Genomic DNA, 18659 nt, shown 5'->3' on the forward strand with positions numbered 1-18659 from the left:
GTCACGGGCTCGCGGCAGGTGTCGATGAGCCAGCTGGACAAGCACTCACCGAGGCCTCGCTCCCGGTGAAGGCCTGGGGCGTCAGGTGTTCCTGACGCCCTGCGGCGGACGTGCCCTCAGGCCCTGCTCCGCCGGTACGCCTCGACCGTCTTCTCCGCGCACCGCCGCCAGGTGAACCCGGCCGCGTGAGCCCGGCGTTCGGACTGGGCCTCCGGGGTGCCCGGTGCCGCGACGGCCTGGGCCAGTGCGTCGGCCAGCGCCTCGACGTCACCCACGGGGACGTGCAGCGCGTGCCCGCCGGCGACCTCGCGCAACGCGGGGACGTCCGAGCACACCACGGGAACGTTGCAGGCCAACGCTTCCAGCACCGGCAGGCCGAAGCCCTCGTCCCGCGACGGCAGCACCAGCGCCGTCGCCCCGGCGACGACCGACCGCAGGTGCACGTCCGACAGGTAGCCGGTCCGCATCACACGACCGTCCACACCGGACCGTCCCGGTCCCACGAGCACCAGCGGTGGCAGCGAGGGGTCGGACGCGTGCGCCTTGATCAGGTACTCGAGGCCCTTGCGCGGCCCGTTGGCCCCGACGAACAGCAGGTACTCCGACCCCAGCCCCAGCCGTCCGCGCAGCGTCGGCGACGGCGGCCGCGACGCGAACCACGCGGGGTCGACGCCCAGCGGCGTCACGACGATCTTCTCCAGCGGCACTGAGAACCGGTCCGCCACCACGTCCGCCACGGCTGCGGTCGGCGTGCAGATCACGTCCGCCCGGTGGGCGGACAGCCTCACGAGCTCCGGCAGCCGGCGGTCGGACGGTGGCAGGTCGCCGGGCGCGTCCAGGAACGCCAGGTCGTGGATCGTGACGACCTTCCCGGCCCGCAGCGTCGGCGGCAGCACGAAGTTCGTGGCGTGCATGACGTTGGAGAACCCCGTCAGGAACTCGACGGGCGGGAACGGGGCGCGCAGCCACAGCTGGCGCAGCGCTCGTGCCGAGACGGGCAGGCCCCGTGCGGTGACGTCGTGCGGGAGCACCGTCCGCAGCGCGCGCCAGCCGCGCAACGTGAAGGCCACCGCCCGCACGTCGACCTCGTCCGGCATGGAGGCCAGCTCTTCGGCCAGGGCGGCCGTGTAGCGGCCGATCCCGGTGCGGTGTCCGAGCAGAGGGGTGCCGTCGAGCAGCACCGAGAGGGGTTTCGGGGATCTCGCCATTTACCTGCCACCACGCGCGATCTTGCGCAGACGCCCCGACGCCCGCTTGGCCAACTCGGTCGGGCCACCCGCGTCCAGGTACTCGCGCACCAGCCGCAGGTCCCGCTTCACCTTGTCCGTCGTGCTCAGCCCCGGCGTGCGCACCATGGGCGCCGAGCCCGACAGACGGTCCGCGGCGGGCCTGGGGTTGCGGCAGAACTCCGCCAGCGGCGCGAGCGCCGTCTCCCAGGTGAACCGCTCGCGCACGACGGCGATGCGCTCGCGGCACGATGCCGCGAACTCCTCGTCGTAGAGCACCTTCTCCAGCGCGTCCGCCAGCGCCTCCGGGTTCTCCGGCGGCACGACGACGCCCAGTCCTTCCCGTTCCACCAGGTCCGCGAACGAGTCGCCGGACGTGGTGACGATCGGCAGCCCCGCCCACAGGTAGTCGAGCACCCGCGTGCGGAACGCGAACGTGGTCTCCACGTGCTCGTAGTGCGTGGTGACACCGCAGCTCGCGTCGAGCAGCCAGTTCTGCCGCTCGGTGTAGGGCACCCACCCGTCGTTGAAGAACACGTTCTCACCGGTCAGCCCCAACGACGCCGCGAGCGAGCGCGTCTGGCCGGCGATGTCCATGTCCGGGACCTCGGGGTTCGGGTGCTTCATGCCGAGGAAGTACAGCTTCGCGGACGGCTGCCGCTCCCGCAGCCGGCCCATCGCCCTGATCAACGACAGCGGGTCGAACCACGAGTAGACGCCGCCGGCCCAGATCACGACCTTGTCGGAGTCCTCGACACCGGGGACCACGCCCTTGATGGCGGGGCCGGTGCGCTGCGGCGGCTTGCCCGACAGTCCGAAGGGGACGATCCCGAGCAACGACTGGGTCGTCGGGTCGTTGTCGTACAACGTCGGCGTCAACCGGCCGAGTGCGGCCAGGTGGCCCAGCCAGAAGTGCCGCTGGCGTTCCGACGCGCACAGGAAGAAATCGCCGCGCTCCAGCTGGTTCGTCAGCACGCGCGTGACGCTCTTCAGGTCCGCGGCGCGCTTCTCGTCGCTGTCGTCCTTGCCCTGCTCCAGCAGCTCCAGGTGCATCGGGTCGTAGATGTCGCAGACCACGATCTTGGTGGAACCCGGCTGCTTGAGCTCCGCGGCCATCTCCAGCGCGTGGCCCTGCAGCACGATCACGTCCGCCCACCGGACGTTCTCCGGCAGCTGCTTGAGCTTGACGCCCTCGATGGTGAACGGCGCGTCCGGCGGATCGCACAACGGGTTCGTCGTGATCAGCCGGACCTCGTGCTCGCCGGACAGCACGTCCGCCATGTGCCACGCGCGGATCGCAGGACCGGCCATGCGGTCGGAGATGGCGTCACCGGTGATCACCAGGATCTTGCGAGGCTTGCCGAACACCTCGTCGATGCCGAGCGCCTCGACCAGGATGTCGTGCGCCACCAGGTAGCGCGGGATGTCGTACGCGGGCTCCAACGCCTTGCGCATCAACGGGACCAGGTCGACGTCGGACATCCGCCGCGACGCCTGCTCGACCCGCCGCGACTCGGCGAGCTGCGGCATCATCTCGACGAACTGGTCGATCGCGAGGAACCCGGCGAGCGAGCTCCGCGGGATCTCGGCCGGCCTGCGGTCGTCGGCCGGGTCGGCAGGACGGCGGGTGATCTCCAGCTGCTTCGCGTCGATCTCACCGCGCGCGGTCGCCCGCCGGACCACCAGGGCCAGCGCGGCGGGCAGCACGCGGGCGAGGGTCTCGTCGGAGAAGTTCTTGTAGAGCGTCGCGAGTGCGTTGCGCTCCAGCAGGTACAGCTCGCGGCTGTGGTCGATCGAGCTCATCGACGCGTGGTGGCGGTGGAACGTGAGCGACGCCGGCTCGTAGCGCACTCGCCAGCCGCGCAGGTTCATCCGCCAGCCGAGGTCGACGTCCTCGTAGAACATGAAGAACCGCTCGTCGAACCCGCCGAGCTCGCGGTACAGCTCCGCGCGCACGAACAGCGCGGAGCCCGTGCCGAACAGGACGTCGCGCGGGGCGTCGTGGCTGCCGTCGTCGGTCGTGCCGACGTGGCGCTTGTAGCCCATGCCGAACCAGGTCAGGCCGGCGTCGACGAAGTCGATCTTCTTGCCGTCCCAGTCGAGGACCTTGCTCGCGACCGCGCCCACCGACGGTTCGGCGTGGAAGACCCTGATGGCGGTCTTGATCCAGGCGCGGTCCGCGCGGGCGTCGTTGTTGAGGAACGCGAGCACGTCACCCGTGGCGTGCTCGACGCCGAGGTTGCACCCGCCCGCGAAGCCGAGGTTCCGGTCGTCCGTGACGATCTCGACGCCGGGCTGTCCCGCCAGCTCCCGCTTGAGGCGTGCGGTGTCGTGCGCCTCGTTGTCGACGACGACCACCTGGAGCAGCTCGGCCGGGTAGTCCACCTCGGCCAGGCCGCGCACGCACGTGATGGTGTCCTCGGCGCCGCGGTAGTTGACGACGACGACGGAGACGGCGGGCAGAGATGCTCGATCCACGCGCTAAGCCTGCCCCATCACTCTGCGCGCCCGCAGTGTGGTTGCACAGAGCACCAGCGCCAGGACGGCGAGGGGCACGCCGAAGACCCACTCCGCCGACCAGTCGTTGCGGTCGGCGAGCAGCGGGCGCATCACCGGGTGGCGCAGCACGGTCGCCGGACCAGGCAGCATCTTCTTCTCCTGCTCGCCAGGCACCACGATCCGCAACCGCGCGCCGTCGGCGCAGGTGATGTGGTGCGCGAACGCGGGGTTGTCCGGTCCCGGCACGTCCTCGACGCTCGTGATCGCGCACGTCTCGCGCGTGGCGAGCACGTCCATCAACGCGCGGTGACCGTCGCTCACCAGCACGGCGGTGCCGGGGATCACCACCATGAACGCGGGCAGCACGAGCCACGCCGGGCCGAGCTTGCCGACGCCCCACGCGAACGCGAGCGACGCCAGGCAGCACGGGACCAGCACCGCGAGCTGGTAGCGCTCGGGCACGACGGCGCCCAGCGCGACCGCGGCGGCGATCGCGACGAGCCCCACGGCGATGAGCGCGGCAGGCCGCTTCACAGTTGCTCCCTGAGCAGCCGGGCGACCGGAACGAGGAGAGTCATCGCTCCGGGGACGCTTGTGACCGGCAGGAGGTTCCATCGCGTTCCACCGGACCGCCGGAGATCGGCGGTCAGCGGCCCGCCCAGTCCCGCCAGACCCGGTCGCGCGGGGTCCTCGTCGTGACGGTGAGCCGCTGGACGAGGGTGGCCGGGAGCCTGAGCAGCACCTCGGCGAGCACCTGGGCGCGCAGGCCGAGCCGGAAGTTGGCCGCGTCGGGGACGTCCTCGCGGAACGGCAGCAGCGCGGTGATCGCCAGGAAGCGGGCGAGCTGGCCGAAGGCGACCGCCGCCGGTGCGCAGCGCAGGAGCATGAGCAGCCGGTTGCGCTCGTTCCAGCGGTGGAAGAGCCGGGAGCCGGGACGCGTGCTGGCGCCGTGCCTGTGCCGGACCCGCGCCGGTCCGACCGAGATCACCCGGTGCCCCGCCAGCCGCAGCCGCCAGGCCGTGTCGGTGTCCTCGTAGTAGCAGAAGAAGCTCGCCGGAACCCCGCCGGCGGCCTTGAGCTCCTCGGTCCTGAGCAGCGCCGCGCCACCGCAGAACCCGAACACCTCGCGGCCGGCCAGCACGACGTCCTTGCCGTGGCCGTCCGCGGTCAGCGCCACGCCGACCGACTGCGTCGAGCCGTCCGTGAGCAAGATCGACGACGTTGCGGCGGCGGCTCCGGGATCGGCCGCGAGAGCGCTCTCCAGCTCGGCCAGCCAGGACGGGTCCGGCACCGCGTCGTCGTTGAGCCACGCGACGTACGGGGTGTCGACCATGTCCAGGACGGCGGCGAGCCCGCCGGCGTACCCGCGGTTGCGGGGCAGCCTGACGACCTCGTGGCCGCTGATCAGCGCGGCCGTGCCGTCGTCGGAGGCGTTGTCGACGACGATCGTCCTGTGTGGACTCTTCTGGGCCTTGAGGGCGTCCAGGCACGCCGTGATGTGGTCACGGCCCCGCCACGTCACGACCACCACGGTGCTGAGTGCCGACACGGCGTGAGATGGTACGCGACGTGCCCGAGCTAGTAGTGCTGACCGAGCAACTCAACGCACCGGTCCCCGGTGGTACCGGCCGTTACACCGCGGAGTTGTTCACGGCGTTGGCCGATGCCGCGCCTCCTGGCTGGTCCGTGGTCTCCGCGGCGACCGCGAACGCCGACCGCGTGATCAGGCTGCCCCGCCGGGCGCTGGTGGCGTTGTGGGAGCGCGGTCTGCCACCACGGCTCGGACCGCACGTCCACGCCCCGACGCCGCTCGCCCCGTTGCCCGGCGCCGTCGTGACCGTGCACGACGTCGTGCCGTGGACGCACCCGGAGACGTTGACCCCGCGCGGTGTCGCGTGGCATCGCAAGGTGATCTCCCGTGCGGCTCTGGAGGCCCGTGCGTTGGTCGTGCCCACAAACGCTGTTGCGTCTCAGTTGGCGGAGTGCGTTCGTGTCGAGGTCCCGGTGCACGTGGTGCCGAACGGTGTGACCCGGCTCGCCGGTCCGCCGGCTGAGGACCTTCCCGCGGGCTACGTGCTCGCCATCGGCACGATCGAGCCGCGCAAGGGTTTCGAGCTGCTGGTGCACGCGACGGAACGGCTGCGGGTCCCGCTGGTCGTCATCGGTCCGCAGGGGTGGGGCGGGGTCTCGCTGAGCGCGCCCCACGTGACGTTGCTCGGCAAGGTCTCCGACGCGCGGCTCGCGTCCGTGCTGGCCGGGGCGACCCTGCTCGCCGCGCCCAGCCTCGCCGAGGGGTTCGGGCTGCCCGTGCTGGAGGCGATGGCAGCGGGCGTGCCCGTCGTGCACTCCGACGACCCCGCTCTGGTCGAGGTCGCGGGCGGCGCGGGCACCGTCGTGAGGAGGGGCGACCTGGCGTCGTTGACGGAAGGACTGAGGGCCGTGCTGACCGATCCTCGTCACACCGTCGAGGCCGGGATCACCCGCGCGGGTGACTTCACCTGGGAAAAGACCGCGCAGGGTGTCTGGAACGCCCACGCCGTACATCCGGATTAGCGCATTCCCTCTTAACGCTTTAGCAAATGACATTACGCTAGCCGATCGTGTCGACCGACGAACCCAGCGTGCTGATCGACGCCACCGCCGTGCCCGCGGACCGAGGTGGCGTCGGCCGTTACGTGGATTCGCTCGTCGCGGCACTGGACGCGGACGGGGCCGACCTCTCCGTCGTGTGCCAGCCCCGCGACGAGGACCTGTTCACGAAGATCGCGCCGAACTCCCGCGTCGTGCGGGCGGCCGAGGCCGTCGCGACCAGGACGGCGCGCCTGGCCTGGGAGCAGACGACGCTGCCCAGGCTGATCCGGTCGCTGAACGTGGACGTGGTCCACTCGCCGCACTACACGCTCCCGGTGGCGAGCAAGGCCGCCTCGGTCGTGACGCTGCACGACGCGACGTTCTTCACGGACCCGGTGCTGCACTCGTCGGTGAAGGCCCGCTTCTTCCGCACCTGGACCCGCGCCTCGCTGAAGCGGGCGGAGCTCTGCGTCGTGCCGTCCCAGGCGACCGCCGACGAACTGGTCCGCGTGGCGGGAGCCGACCGCCGGGTCCTGCACATCGCGCAGCACGGCGTCGACACCGAGCGCTTCCACCCCCCGTCGCCCGACGAGATGATGGCCGTGCGGCGCACGTTATCGTTGGGGGACATGCAGTACGTGGCGTTCCTCGGTGCCCTGGAACCGCGCAAGAACGTCCCGGCGCTGATCCGCGGCTTCGCCCAGGCCATGGTCGGCCGCTCCGACCCGCCCGCCCTGGTGCTGGCCGGCCAGCCGGGCTGGGACAGCCAGGTCGAGCGGGCCCTCGACTCGGTGCCGCACCGCATCCGCGTGATCCGCGCCGGCTACCTGCCCTTCGAACAGCTGGCGGGCTTCCTCGGCGGCTCGGTCCTCGTCGCCTACCCGTCCCTGGGCGAGGGCTTCGGCCTGCCCGTCCTGGAAGCCATGGCGTGCGGCGCCTGCGTGCTCACCACCCGAAGGCTGTCGCTGCCGGAGGTCGGTGGCGAGGCGGTCGCGTACTGCGGTGTCGGAGCAGGGGACATCGCGGCCTCGATCGCCGAACTGCTGGACGACCCGGCCCGCCGAGCCGTCCTGGCCGCCTCGGGCCAGCAACGCGCCAAGGACTTCTCCTGGGCCGTGAGCGCCGAACGCCACCGCCTGGCCTACGGGCGCGCGTCTCTGGTGCGTCGCCGACGATGAATCGGACACCACTAGTGTGTCGGCCGTGAACTACGGCGACGGACTTGGTGTCGTGACGGTCACGTACTCGCCGGGCGAGACGCTGGCACCGTTCGTGGACACCCTCGCGAAGGCGACCACCCGCCCGGTGCAGGTGATCCTCGCCGACAACGGCTCGACGGACGGCGTGCCCGAAGCCGTCGCGGCTTCCCGGGACGGGGTGGTTTTCCTGCCCACCGGCGGGAACCTCGGGTACGGCGGTGGCGCCAACCGCGGGGTTGCCGCTCTGGGGCCCGATGTCGGGTGGGTGTTGATCTCCAACCCGGACATCGAGTTCGCTCCTGGGAGCGTTGATGTGCTGCTCGAGGCCGCTGAGCGGTGGCCTTCCGGTGGGATGTTCGGGCCGTTGATCCGGGAGCCGTCCGGGGAGGTCTACCCGTCTGCCCGGCTGTTGCCTTCTCTCGGGCGTGGGTTGGGGCATGCGCTTTTCGCCGTCGTGTGGAAGTCGAATCCCTGGACTCGGGCCTATCGGCAGGAGCAGGCTCCTGTCGAGCGGCCTGCCGAGTGGTTGTCGGGGTCCTGTTTTTTGATGCGGCGTGAGGTCTTTGACGCCGTCGGGGGGTTCGACGAGCGGTACTTCATGTACTTCGAGGACGTTGACCTCGGGGAACGTGTGGGGCGGGCTGGGTTTTCGAACGTCTACGTGCCTGATGCCGAGGTTGTGCACATCGGGGGGCACTCGACTGCCCGGTCTTCTGATCGGATGCTTCGGGAGCACCATCTTTCGGCTTATCGGTACCTGGCTGATCGGCATCCCGGGGTTGTGTGGGCTCCGTTCCGGTGGGCTTTGAAGGCGGGGCTCTCGTTGCGGGTTCGGTTGTTGACTCGGGGCTGAGGGGTTCACTGCGCGGGGCTCCGCCCCGGGCCCCGCCAGCTGATCAAGGACCGGCCAGCGCCGCACTCGGGTCGATGGCACGCCGGTTTGTGTTGGGCGGCTTGCCGTTGGGTCGTTTGGCGCGTTCGGTGTGGGGTGGCACAACGCACCAGCACTGCTCGTGACGGGACCACCCCACCAGGCGGCTTTGTGAAGAGCGGCTCGTCTTCGCCATCGCTTGCTCGCCTGCGGCTTCGCGGGCTCGCCTGGGCCGCGCGGGGGTGTCAGACCCCATCTGTACGTTGGGTTGCGAGGGGTGCCGAAGTAGGGGGGACCCCTGCGTCAGCCTGCCCGGAGCAGCGTCGGCCGCCGATAGACGTGCGGCGTTGCGGGTGCGGTGACCGTCACATGTCTCCGCTGAGCCGCTGTGACAGCGAGCTGCGGGTGGGCTTGTGGTTCGACACCGTCGGGATCACGCCCGGCTGGACTACCTGGGTGATCTCCGCGTCGTCCCCTGGCGCTGCCTGTTGTGGCATCGGCTGGGTCGGCATGGGCTGGCCCGGGCGTTGCTGGGGTGGGCGCTGGGTGTTCTGCTGGCCCATCTGGGACGCCGAGAGGATCATGGTCGAGTCCGGGTCCCTGCGCGGGTCCATGGCGTTGACCAGCGTTCTCGGGATCTGTTGTGTGTCGGACGCGTCCATGGGGGACGTCATGTTGTCCGGCGTCACGATGTTCCGCCCACGTGCGCGGGCGCGGGCGAGCATGGCGTCGGCCCGGTCGCGGGGGTCCATGTCGGATTTTGCTCCTTGCCGGGACCAGATCCCGTATGACGAACTGCTTCGTGTCAGAGTATTCCGTCGAACGGCTTGCCGTAACGCGGAGGAGGAAAAAGGTGCACGGCGTCGAAGCTGTGGTGCTGGTCGGGGGCAAGGGCACTCGTCTTCGCCCGCTCACCCTGTCCGCTCCCAAGCCCATGCTCCCGACTGCGGGGGTGCCGTTCCTGACGCACCTGCTGTCGCGGATCAAGGAAGCCGGCATCACTCACGTGGTGCTGGGAACGAGCTACAAGGCCGAGGTGTTCGAGGAGTACTTCGGTGACGGGTCGCGGCTCGGGCTGGAGCTCGAGTACGTGGTCGAGGAGGTGCCGCTCGACACGGCGGGCGCTATTCGCAACGTGGCCGACAAGCTGCGGGAGCCCGACGTGATGGTCTTCAACGGCGACATCCTGTCGGGCGTCGACCTGACCGGGATCGTGGAGACGCACCGCTCGCACGAGGCGGACGTGACGTTGCACCTGGTCAAGGTCACGGATCCGCGGGCGTTCGGGTGTGTGCCGACGGACGAGGACGGGCGCGTTCAGGCGTTCCTCGAGAAGACCGAGAACCCGCCGACGGACCAGATCAACGCCGGCTGTTACGTGTTCCGGCGTGAGGTGATCGACGCCATTCCCGCCGGGCGGCCGGTGTCGGTGGAGCGCGAGACGTTCCCCGGGCTGCTCGAGGCGGGCAAGAGGTTGCAGGGACACGTGGACGCCACGTACTGGCTCGACCTCGGCAAGCCGGAGGCGTTCGTGCAGGGGTCCGCCGACCTCGTGCGCGGGGTGGCGCCGTCGGCGGCGGTCGCGCAGGCCGGCGACTTCCTGGTGCTCGAGGGGTCCAACGTGCACGACGGTGCGACGGTCAAGGGTGGCAGCACGGTCGGGGCCGGCTGCACGGTCGCGGAGGGCGCGGTGCTCGACGGCGCGATCCTGTTCGACGGGGCCGTTGTCGGTGAGAACGCCGTTGTCGAGCGGTCGATCGTCGGGGCCGGGGCGCTGGTCCAGGCCGGCGCTGTGCTGCGCGACGCCGTCGTGGGCGACTCGGCGGTGATCGGTGCCCGGTGTGAGCTGATCGGCGGAGCGCGGGTCTGGCCGGGTGTGGTGCTGCCCGAGGCCGGTGTGCGCTTCTCGACGGATGCCTAGCAGAACTTGGGCGCCACCGTTCCCGCTCGACCTGGGAGCGGTGCTCCTGCCGTTGCGCCGCGGACCGGGCGATCCGTCCTTCAGCGCGGAGGACGGCGTCTGGTTCGCGGCGAACACGCCGTGCGGGCCCGGCACGATCCACATCCGGCGCACGGACGTGGTCGAGGCTCAGGCGTGGGGCGAGGGCGGGCTGTGGTTGCTGGACGGGCTGCCCGCCCTGCTCGGCGCTGACGACCCGGTGGACGAGTTCATCGCCCACCACCCGGTCATCGCCGAGTCCCGGCGGCGGCGGCCGGGGCTGCGGCTCGGGGCGACGAACCGGGTCTGGGACCTGCTGTTCGCGTCGATCCTGGAGCAGAAGGTCACCGGCGTCGAAGCGTTCCGCACGTGGCGCGAGCTCGGTCGCAGGTTCGGGGAGCCGGCGCCGGGACCCAAGCCGTTGAGGGTTCCGCCGACGCCGCAACGGTTGCTGGCCCTGCGGGACTGGGAGTGGCACCAGTGCGGGCTCGACGGGGCCCGCAGGAGAACGCTGGTCAACGCCGCCCAGGTCGCGCACCGGCTGGAGAAGGCCGCGGAGATGCGCAGCCGCGAGCTGCTCGAGAAGGTGCCCGGGATCGGCGTGTGGACGTCGGCCGAGGTCGCGCAACGGTCGTGGGGCGATCCGGACGCCGTGAGCGTCGGCGACTACCACGTCGCCAAGAACGTCACGTGGGCGTTGACCGGCACGCCGGGCGACGACGACGGGATGATGGAGCTGCTGGAGCCGTACACGCCGCAGCGCCACCGCGCGGTCTGCTACCTGCTGGCCGCGGGGTTGCGGCGGCCGCGGCGAGCACCGAGGTTCTCGCCGCGCGACTACCGCGAGTTCTAGCGCAGGCGGGCGAGAGCGCTCTCGATCAACGGGTGCAGGTCGTCCACGTTGTCCGGCAACTGCTCCAGCGGCCACCACTGCAGGTCGACCGACTCGGCCGAACGCACCGGCTGTGCGCCGACGGGTGCGCGCACCAGGAACCGCACGTCGAAGTGACGCGTCGGCTTGCCGAGCGAGCACGTGATCGGGTGCACGTCGAGGTGGATCGGCGTCGGCTCGATGCGCAGGCCGTGCATGCCGGACTCCTCGGTGGCCTCGCGCAACGCCGCCGCGGCCAGCGAGACGTCCTCGGGCTCGCAGTGGCCGCCGAGCTGCAGCCACCGGCCCACGCGCGGGTGCAGCGTCAGCAGCGCGTGCTCCGCGGTGGCGTCCAGGACCAGCGCCGAGGCGGTGATGTGGCCGGGCTCGCAAGAGCGCGTGCAGGCGTCCTCGCGGGCCGCCAGGAAGCCGAGGTAGGCCTCCTTCAACGCGTCCTGGCCCGTGAAGCGGCTCAGGGTGGAGACCGCGTCGTCGTGCAGTGTCACAGCTCGATCAGCCCTTCCAGCGGCTCGCGCGGGACGAGCGGCTCGACCGGGTGGCCGACCGCTACCGCGCCCAACGGCTCCCAGTCGCCGGGAACACCCAGAACGGTGCGCACCACGTCCGCGCAGAAGATCGTCGACGACACCCAGCACGAGCCGAGGCCCTCGGCGGCCAGCGCCACCAGCAGGCCCTGCACGGCGGCGCCACCGGCGATCGTGAACATCGTCTTCTCGGCGCCGGCGCGGCGGTCGTCCGGGTAGGAGTGCGCGCCGTCGCGGACCAGGAACGGCACCACGACCTCCGGCGCCTCCACCAGCAGGTCGCCGCGGCGCACCCGGCGCGCGACCTGCTCGTCGGTGAACCCGTCGGCGCGCAGGTCCGACTCCCACTGCTCGCGCATCGCGCGCAGCAGCTCGGCGCGCTTCTCCCGCACCAGGACGAACCGCAGCGGCTTCGTGTGGTGCGGCGCGGGCGCGGTCAGAGCAGCACCGACGGCCCGCTTGAGAACCGCGGGGTCAACGGGTTCGTCGCGGTAGAACCGCACGGACTTCCGCATCAGCACGGCCTCGGCGCGGCCCTGGGCGAGCGCCTCCTCCGTGCCGAGCCGGAACAGGTCCTCCTCGGTCGACCGGACGAGGTCGCGGGCCGTGGAGCCGTCGTCGACCACCTCGAACCCGCGCAGCACCGCCACCGGCACCGCGCCGAGCTTGCCCTTCACGAGGTCCGCCGCCGCCGCGATCTCGTCGGCGACCGCGACCACCGTCACGGCGAGCTGGTTGCCGTGGCCGTCGACCGAGCCCGCGTAGTCGTGCAGCACGCGGATGCCGGACGACCCGATCGCGGCGTCCGTCTGGCCGATCCGCCACGCGCGGCCCATCGTGTCCGTGACGACCACGGCGACCTCGACGCCGAGCAGGCTCTTCAACGCCCCGCGCAACGACGCGGCGGAGCCGTCCGGGTCGACCGGGAGCAACGCGATCTCGTCGCCGGCCACGTTCGAAGCGTCCACACCGGACGCCGCCTGCACGATGCCGAGCTTGTTCTCGGTGATCAGCGTGCGCATCCTGCGGGCGAGCACCCGGACGGACTCCGCGTCGACGTGCTCGCGCCGGATCCTGTCGCGTTCCTCGGGATCGGCGGGAACGCGGACGAGCCGTCCCTCTACTTTGGACAACACCTTGGACGTGACGACGAGCACGTCGCCGTCGCGCAGCCAGGGCGCCGCCTCCGCGATCGCGCCGGCCAGGTCGTCACCGGGGCGGAACTCCGGGAGGCCGGTGACCGGCAGCAGTTCCAGCGCCGCCGCGGCGTGGTCAGCCAACGTCGACTCCGGCGAGCTCCAGCGCGGCACGGGCCATCCGCGCCGTCGCGTCCACATCGGACATCAGCAGCGGGACCGCGCGGACCGCGACACCGGGGACGTCGGCGCTGTCGCCGGTGTGCACCAGCCACGCGTCCAGGATGCCGTCCTCGGAGCACTTGCGGGAGCCGTAGAGCCGGCCGACCGCTTCGGCGGTGGTCTCCACGCCGATCGCGTCCAGGCAGGCGTCGGCCATGCCCCGCAACGGTTTCCCGCCGATGATCGGGGACAGCCCGACGACGCCGGCGTCGGTCTTGCGCACCGCGTCGCGCACGCCGGGCACGTTCAGGATCGTGCCGATGCTCACAACGGGGTTGGACGGGGCCAGGACCACGGCGTCGGCCTCGGCGATCGCGTCCAGCACGCCGGGTCCGGCGGCGGCGGTCTCGGCGCCGACGAACGCGAACGAGTGCGCGGGCAGGGCGGCCCTGTGCTTGACCCACCACTCCTGGAAGTGGATGGCCTTCGTCTCACCGTCGACGTCGACGACGACGTGCGTCTCCACCCGGTCGTCGGTCATCGGCAGCAGCTTCACGCCCGGCTGCCACCGGTCGCACAGCGCCTCGGTGACGGCCGACAGCGGGTAGCCGGCGCGCAGCATGCGGGTGCGGACGAGGTGGGTGGCCATGTCCCGGTCGCCGAGCCCGAACCACGACGGTTCGGCCCCGTACGCCGCCAGCTCCTCCTTGACGGTCCACGACTCACCCGCACGGCCCCAGCCGCGTTCGGTGTCGATCCCGCCGCCCAGCGTGTACATGCAGGTGTCGAGGTCGGGCGTGATGCGCAACCCGTGCATCCACACGTCATCGCCGGTGTTGACCACCGCCGTGACGTCCGCTCCGAGAGTCTTGAGGCCCTGCAGGAACCTCGCGCCGCCGACCCCGCCGACCAGTGCTACGACCTTCACGCCGTGCCATGCTTCCACAGCGCCGATTCACCTCTACAGGTAGCGCCAGAACGAGAACGCGGCCGAGCCGGCGTAGGCGTAGCCGGGCTCCCCGCCGACGGCCTGGAACAGCGCGGTCGACACGTCGAAGAACAGCTGGCTGACCGCGCTGAAGCCGATCAGGACGGCGAACAGGACCAGCGGTGCCCACGGCCGCGCCTTCGCGCCGAACCGCTGGGCGCTGTACGGCAGGAACGGCTCGATCGCGCCCCAGCCGTCCAGGCCGGGGATCGGCAGGATGTTGAGCACGAACGCGAAGATCTGCAACAAAGCAAGGTACGAAATCGCGGAGGCCAGCGCGACCGGTGGCGAGAAGACCGCGACGACGAGCGCGAGCAGGACACCGATCACGAGGTTCGAGACCGGTCCCGCGAGTGAGACCAACGACTCGATCTTCTTCGACCGCAGGGCGTGGTGGTTGATCCACACGGCGCCGCCGGGAAGCGGGATCCCGCCGAAGACCAGCAGCACGAGCGGCAGGACGATGCTCAGCACGGGGTCGGTGTAACGCCGGATGTCGAGCGTGAGATAACCCTTGTCGCGTACGGAAAAGTCGCCGCCCTTGTACGCGACGGCGGCATGCCCGAACTCGTGCAGGCACAGCGTCACCGCCCACCCGGCGAGTACGAAGAGGATGGTGCCCGAGATGATGGCGACGTCACCTTCGAGCAGGGTGAGAGCCGCTCCGGCGGCGGTCGCCGCGAGCAGGCCGAGGAACAGTGGGCTGGGGCGAACCGCGGATCGCTTCACCCCTCCAGTGTGGCGTGTCGCCCGGCGTGGTGGGCCGTTCGGGGAGGGATCGCCGGATCTGAATCACCGTCCGTGCAGCGCGTCAAGGTTTTTGCGGCCATCCGCGCGAATATCCCCCGACGTGTGGACTCCACTTGACCCCCTGCTGTGACGCAGGTGTAATCACATCGGTGTCATTCGTCGTTGTGGGAACGGCGTCTGGCGTCCGCCAACCGGGGAGAGCGGAAGGCGAGGAGGCGGACGAAATGCAGGAATTCGAAGAGCTCGAAGAAGATCACGTCACGCAGCCGGTCGTGCAGGGCGAGCTGTCGTACCTGTTCGACCCTGCCGATGAGCAGGACTGGCAGGAGCGCGCGCTTTGCGCGCAGACCGATCCTGAGGCGTTCTTCCCCGAAAAGGGAGGGTCGACCAGGGAGGCCAAGCGCATCTGCCTGGGCTGCGAGGTTCGTTCGGAGTGCCTGGAGTACGCGCTCCAGCACGACGAACGCTTCGGCATCTGGGGCGGTCTCTCGGAGAGGGAGCGCCGCAAGCTCAAGAAGCGAGCCGTCTGAAGCGTGATCTTCGTGCCTTAACTTGAGGATGTGACAAGTCCTCACCCGAGGCTCCGGACAGCGCCGGTGCTGTGCGTCCTGGTCTGCCACGACGGCGACCAGTGGCTCAGTACGGCGCTGTCCGCTTTGCGGCGCCAGAAAATCCGTCCGAGGCACGTCATCGCGGTCGACACGGGATCGACCGACCGCACGTCGGCCGTGCTCAAGAAGGCGCTGCTGGCGGAGGCCGGAGACCTGCTGGACGGCGTGCTGACCCTGCCTCGCGGCACGGGTTTCGGCACCGCTGTGCGCGTCGCCGTCGAACACGCCGTCGACCGGTGGGGTGATCCCGGCAGATGGCTGTGGTTGCTGCACGACGACAGCGCACCTGAACCCGGCTGCCTGGCTGCTCTGCTGACCGCGGCGGAGGTGTCGCCGTCGGCCGCTGTGCTCGGCCCTCTGTGCCTCGATTGGGTGGATTCTCGTCTTGTCGTCGAGGCGGGACTGTCGACGGATTCTTCAGGACATCGACAGACTGGGCTTTCGTCGGCGGAGCACTCCGCGTCGTTCCAGCAAAGCACCGAAGTGCTCGCCGTTTCGTCGGCCGGTTCGTTGATCAAACGTGAGGTGTGGCACTCCCTCGGCGGTTACGACGAGGCGATGCCGTTGCTGCGCGACGATCTCGACTTCGGCTGGCGCGCTAATCGCGCGGGTCATTTGGTCCTGTGCGTACCCGTCGCACGCATGCGTCATGCGCGCGCCGCGACTAAAGGCGCCCGCCGTTTGGACGCGGCCATGGCGCGACCGGGTCCGTCATTCCGGGGCGTCGACCGCGCGCACGGCATGCGCACTTTCTTGGTCAATTGTTCAGGTTTCTCGTTCCTCGTCGGACTTCCGCGACTGGTGTTCCTGTCGCTGCTGCGCGCCCTGGGGTTCCTGTTCCTGCGGCGCTTCGCCGACGCGCACGCCGAGGTGGGTGCCGCCCGCTACCTGCTGACGAGAGGCCGCCTGCTCGAAGGACGCCGCACGCGCCGCGGCTCCGCGGTCGTACCCGGCCTCTTCACCAGCAGGCTCACCCGGCTCCGCAACGCGGTCCGCGCCGGCGTCACCTTCCTGGTCCGCCGGCGGGTGCAGGCCGACGCCGAGCTGGGTCGTCTGCCCTCAACCGATTCCGGCACGACGTGGCTGGATCCGTCCGAAGTGGACTCGCCACCGGTCGGCCCGTCCGCGCTGCCGGCCGGCGCCTCCCGCGGCCGTCCGCGCGTCGCGGGCCTGCGCCGCCCACCGGTCGTCGTCTCCCTGGACGCCGGGCTGCCGGACGAGGCGAAGCCGACGCCGCGCCCGCGCCCGTCGCCCGGCCCGCGCGCCGGTGCCGAGCGGATCTTCGTCGAGGTCGACCAGTCGCGCGTCCTGCGGTCGTTGTTGCTGTCGCCACCGGTCCTGCTGATGGCGGGCCTGTCACTCGTTGCGGTGATCGCGAACTGGTCGCGCCTCGGCCTGGACCTCGCCGGCGGCCGTCTGCTGCCCGTCGGCTCGCTGGGCTCGGTGTGGTCGACGTACCTCGCGTCGTGGCACCCGGTCTCCGGCGGCACCGCGGCCCCGGCTCCCGCCGCTCTGGCCGTGCTGGGTCTGATGCCCGGCGGCCCGTCGTTCGCTGTGGCGTTGCTCATGCTCGGCGACATCCCCCTCGCCGCGTTGGCGGCCTACATCGCGTCGCGGGGCTTGCGAGTCCGTCGTTCCGTGCGCGCGGTGGTGGCGGCGTTCTACGGACTGCTGCCGGTGGCCACCACGGCCGTGGCCGAGGGACGCCTCGATGTCGTCGTCGTCCACGTCGTGACGCCCCTCGTCTTCGCCGGCGTCTTCGCGGTCTTGCGCGCGTCGTCCACCCACGCGTGGCTGCCGATGGCGTCGGGGACGGCTCTCGGTGTCGCGGTCCTGGGGGCGTTCTCGCCGCTGACCCACGTCGTGGTGATCGTCGGCGCGCTGGCGGGGTTCATCGCGGTCACCGGCGGGGCCCGGCGGATCGCCGCCCTGTTCGCCATCGTGTTGCTGCCGATGGCCCTGTTGCTGCCCTGGCCCGCGGTGCTGTTGCAGCACCCGGAGATGGTCCTCGACGGGCTGGGGGCCGCCTTCTCGTCCCCGCCGCCCAACCTGATCGTGTGCTCGGTGTTCGCGGCGGCCGCGTTCGCTGCCGCCGTGTTGCGGCCGAACGCCTCGATGTTGCCCGGTGTTCTGGTGATCGTGCTGGCCGTCGGGGCGCTGGCTGCCGTCTTCGCTGTCGGGGCCTGGCCCGGTGCGCCGCTGGTCGTGCTGGCCTGGGGGCTCGTCTGGGTGGTGCTCGCCGCCTGTCAGCGCGGGGTGGCGCCGGGGATCGCCGGGCAGGCTCGGGTCCGGCGTGCCGTGTACGTGGTCGGGGTGGTCACGTTGGTGAGTCTTTCCGTGGCCGGGTTCCTGGATCTTCGTGGTGGGCCGCTGAAGGCTGATGGTGGGGTGGAGCTGGGGTCGTCCCTGACCGCTGAGCTGGAGCGGAGCGGGCGGTCGGTGCTGATCCTGGGTGAGCAGGTTCGGCAGGTTGCCGGGCGGATGCCCGCCTTCGGGGATGACGACCTGGTGCCCACCGTGTCGTCGCCTGCCCGGTTGCGGCGGTGGAACTCGTCGCTGCTCGACGGGTCCGCGGAGGTGGTGAAGACCTCCCTTGCCCAGGCGGCTTCTTCCGGGGTCGTGTTCGTGGTGGTGCCGTCTGCTTCGGTTGCTTCTCGGATTGTTGCTGCTGCTGGGGAGCTGGTGTCCATGGCGCCGCCTGCTTCTGATGGGCGGCCGGTTCTCCGGTTGCGGTTCGTTGCTGATACCGGGGTTCTGCTGGCGCCTGATCTGGCTCGGCGGGCCCGTACCGGTGGGGATCCTCCTGCTGTTCTCGGGGCTGACGGGGTGGCTCCTGTGAACGTTTCCCTGCCTGAGGTCGCTGTTCGGGTTTCGCCCGGTGGGGAGGGGCGGGTGCTCGTTCTGGCTGCGGAGGATGAGCCTGGGTGGTCGGTTTTCGTGGATTCTGTTCAGGTCCCCGTGGTTCGGGTCTGGGGGCATTTGGTGGGGGTGCCCCTGCCTGCTGACCGGGCTGAGGTTCGGGTGGAGATGTCTTCCGCTTTGAGGGATTTCTTGCTGTTGGGGCAGGCTGCTGCCGGTTTGTTCACCTTGCTGACGGCTGTTCCTTCCCGGCGGCGTGGTGGGTGAGGTTGTACTGCTGCTGGGGCTCCGCCCCAGACCCCCGTCATGAGCAGCGCAAAACGCATCGGCACTGCTCGTGACGGAACCACCCCACCGGGCGGTTTTGTGAAGAGCGTTCAAGCGGCTCGGCTTCGCGGGCGCTCGCTTGCTGCTCGTGGTGTGAGAGGGGTC

The 18659-nt window shown here is 70.7% G+C and carries 16 protein-coding genes; 7 read left to right on the forward strand and 9 right to left on the reverse strand.

Annotated elements, in window-relative coordinates; genetic code table 11:
• Positions 1-116: 116 nt before the first annotated feature.
• From VM306_RS14310 to VM306_RS14325, 4 genes are all read right to left on the reverse strand, one after another.
• Positions 117-1208, reverse strand: coding sequence for a glycosyltransferase family 1 protein (locus VM306_RS14310; RefSeq protein ID WP_325515169.1), 1092 nt, complete (start codon positions 1206-1208; stop codon positions 117-119).
• Positions 1209-3704: a glycosyltransferase gene (locus tag VM306_RS14315; protein WP_325515171.1), complete on the reverse strand. Its 2496-nt coding sequence runs from the start codon at positions 3702-3704 to the stop codon at positions 1209-1211.
• A gap of 3 nt (positions 3705-3707) precedes the next feature.
• Complete coding sequence (locus tag VM306_RS14320; RefSeq protein ID WP_325515174.1) at positions 3708-4259, reverse strand: hypothetical protein; 552 nt, start codon at positions 4257-4259, stop codon at positions 3708-3710.
• A gap of 112 nt (positions 4260-4371) precedes the next feature.
• Complete coding sequence (locus tag VM306_RS14325; protein ID WP_325515176.1) at positions 4372-5274, reverse strand: glycosyltransferase family 2 protein; 903 nt, start codon at positions 5272-5274, stop codon at positions 4372-4374.
• A gap of 20 nt (positions 5275-5294) precedes the next feature.
• On the opposite strand from VM306_RS14325, the gene VM306_RS14330 reads away from it, so the two are divergent.
• The 3 genes from VM306_RS14330 (at position 5295) to VM306_RS14340 (ending at position 8348) form a co-directional block, all read left to right on the forward strand.
• Positions 5295-6278, forward strand: a complete 984-nt coding sequence (locus tag VM306_RS14330; RefSeq protein ID WP_325515178.1) for a glycosyltransferase family 1 protein — start codon at positions 5295-5297, stop codon at positions 6276-6278.
• Positions 6279-6346: 68 nt separating this feature from the next.
• Complete coding sequence (locus VM306_RS14335) at positions 6347-7474, forward strand: glycosyltransferase family 1 protein (RefSeq protein WP_325515259.1); 1128 nt, start codon at positions 6347-6349, stop codon at positions 7472-7474.
• A 16-nt stretch (positions 7475-7490) separates the two neighbouring features.
• Positions 7491-8348 (forward strand): glycosyltransferase family 2 protein, encoded by an 858-nt coding sequence (locus VM306_RS14340; protein WP_414672380.1) that lies wholly within the window; start codon positions 7491-7493, stop codon positions 8346-8348.
• 383 nt (positions 8349-8731) lie between these two features.
• On the opposite strand, the gene VM306_RS14345 is transcribed toward VM306_RS14340, so the two are convergent.
• A complete protein-coding gene (locus VM306_RS14345; RefSeq protein ID WP_325515182.1) occupies positions 8732-9118 on the reverse strand; it encodes a hypothetical protein in 387 nt (128 codons plus the stop codon).
• Between the two features lie 119 nt (positions 9119-9237).
• Between VM306_RS14345 and VM306_RS14350 the strand changes: the two genes are divergently transcribed.
• Both VM306_RS14350 and VM306_RS14355 read left to right on the forward strand, forming a co-directional pair.
• On the forward strand, positions 9238-10287 hold the full coding sequence (locus tag VM306_RS14350) for a sugar phosphate nucleotidyltransferase (protein ID WP_414672382.1): 1050 nt from the start codon (positions 9238-9240) through the stop codon (positions 10285-10287).
• Positions 10280-11158 carry a DNA-3-methyladenine glycosylase 2 family protein gene (locus tag VM306_RS14355; RefSeq protein WP_325515187.1) on the forward strand — a complete coding sequence of 293 codons (879 nt, stop codon included), beginning with the start codon at positions 10280-10282 and terminating at the stop codon, positions 11156-11158. The genes VM306_RS14350 and VM306_RS14355 overlap by 8 nt, the downstream gene beginning before the upstream one ends.
• On the opposite strand, the gene VM306_RS14360 is transcribed toward VM306_RS14355, so the two are convergent.
• The 4 genes from VM306_RS14360 to VM306_RS14375 are packed head-to-tail and all read right to left on the reverse strand — an operon-like array spanning position 11155 to position 14736.
• Positions 11155-11682: an NUDIX hydrolase gene (locus tag VM306_RS14360; RefSeq protein WP_325515189.1), complete on the reverse strand. Its 528-nt coding sequence runs from the start codon at positions 11680-11682 to the stop codon at positions 11155-11157. The two genes, VM306_RS14355 and VM306_RS14360, sit on opposite strands and share 4 nt — an antisense overlap.
• Positions 11679-13058, reverse strand: coding sequence for a coenzyme F420-0:L-glutamate ligase (locus VM306_RS14365; protein WP_414672381.1), 1380 nt, complete (start codon positions 13056-13058; stop codon positions 11679-11681). Before VM306_RS14365 ends, VM306_RS14360 begins: the two co-directional genes overlap by 4 nt.
• Positions 12994-13947 (reverse strand): 2-phospho-L-lactate transferase, encoded by a 954-nt coding sequence (cofD, locus tag VM306_RS14370; RefSeq protein WP_325515191.1) that lies wholly within the window; start codon positions 13945-13947, stop codon positions 12994-12996. The genes VM306_RS14365 and cofD overlap by 65 nt, the downstream gene beginning before the upstream one ends.
• Positions 13948-13980: 33 nt before the next feature.
• Positions 13981-14736, reverse strand: coding sequence for a site-2 protease family protein (locus VM306_RS14375; protein ID WP_325515193.1), 756 nt, complete (start codon positions 14734-14736; stop codon positions 13981-13983).
• A 245-nt stretch (positions 14737-14981) separates the two neighbouring features.
• Here VM306_RS14375 and VM306_RS14380 point away from each other — a divergent pair, with 245 nt between their 5' ends.
• Together VM306_RS14380 and VM306_RS14385 are read left to right on the forward strand one after the other, a co-directional pair.
• The gene (locus tag VM306_RS14380) at positions 14982-15287 is read left to right on the forward strand and encodes a WhiB family transcriptional regulator (RefSeq protein ID WP_051784712.1); all 306 of its coding nucleotides are present in this window, start codon (positions 14982-14984) and stop codon (positions 15285-15287) included.
• Positions 15288-15317: 30 nt separating this feature from the next.
• A complete protein-coding gene (locus VM306_RS14385) occupies positions 15318-18494 on the forward strand; it encodes a glycosyltransferase family 2 protein (RefSeq protein ID WP_325515196.1) in 3177 nt (1058 codons plus the stop codon).
• Positions 18495-18659 lie beyond the last annotated feature (165 nt).

Origin of the sequence: Lentzea sp. (assembly GCF_035525475.1) — a bacterium.
In the GTDB taxonomy this organism is placed as follows: Bacteria; Actinomycetota; Actinomycetes; order Mycobacteriales; family Pseudonocardiaceae; genus Lentzea.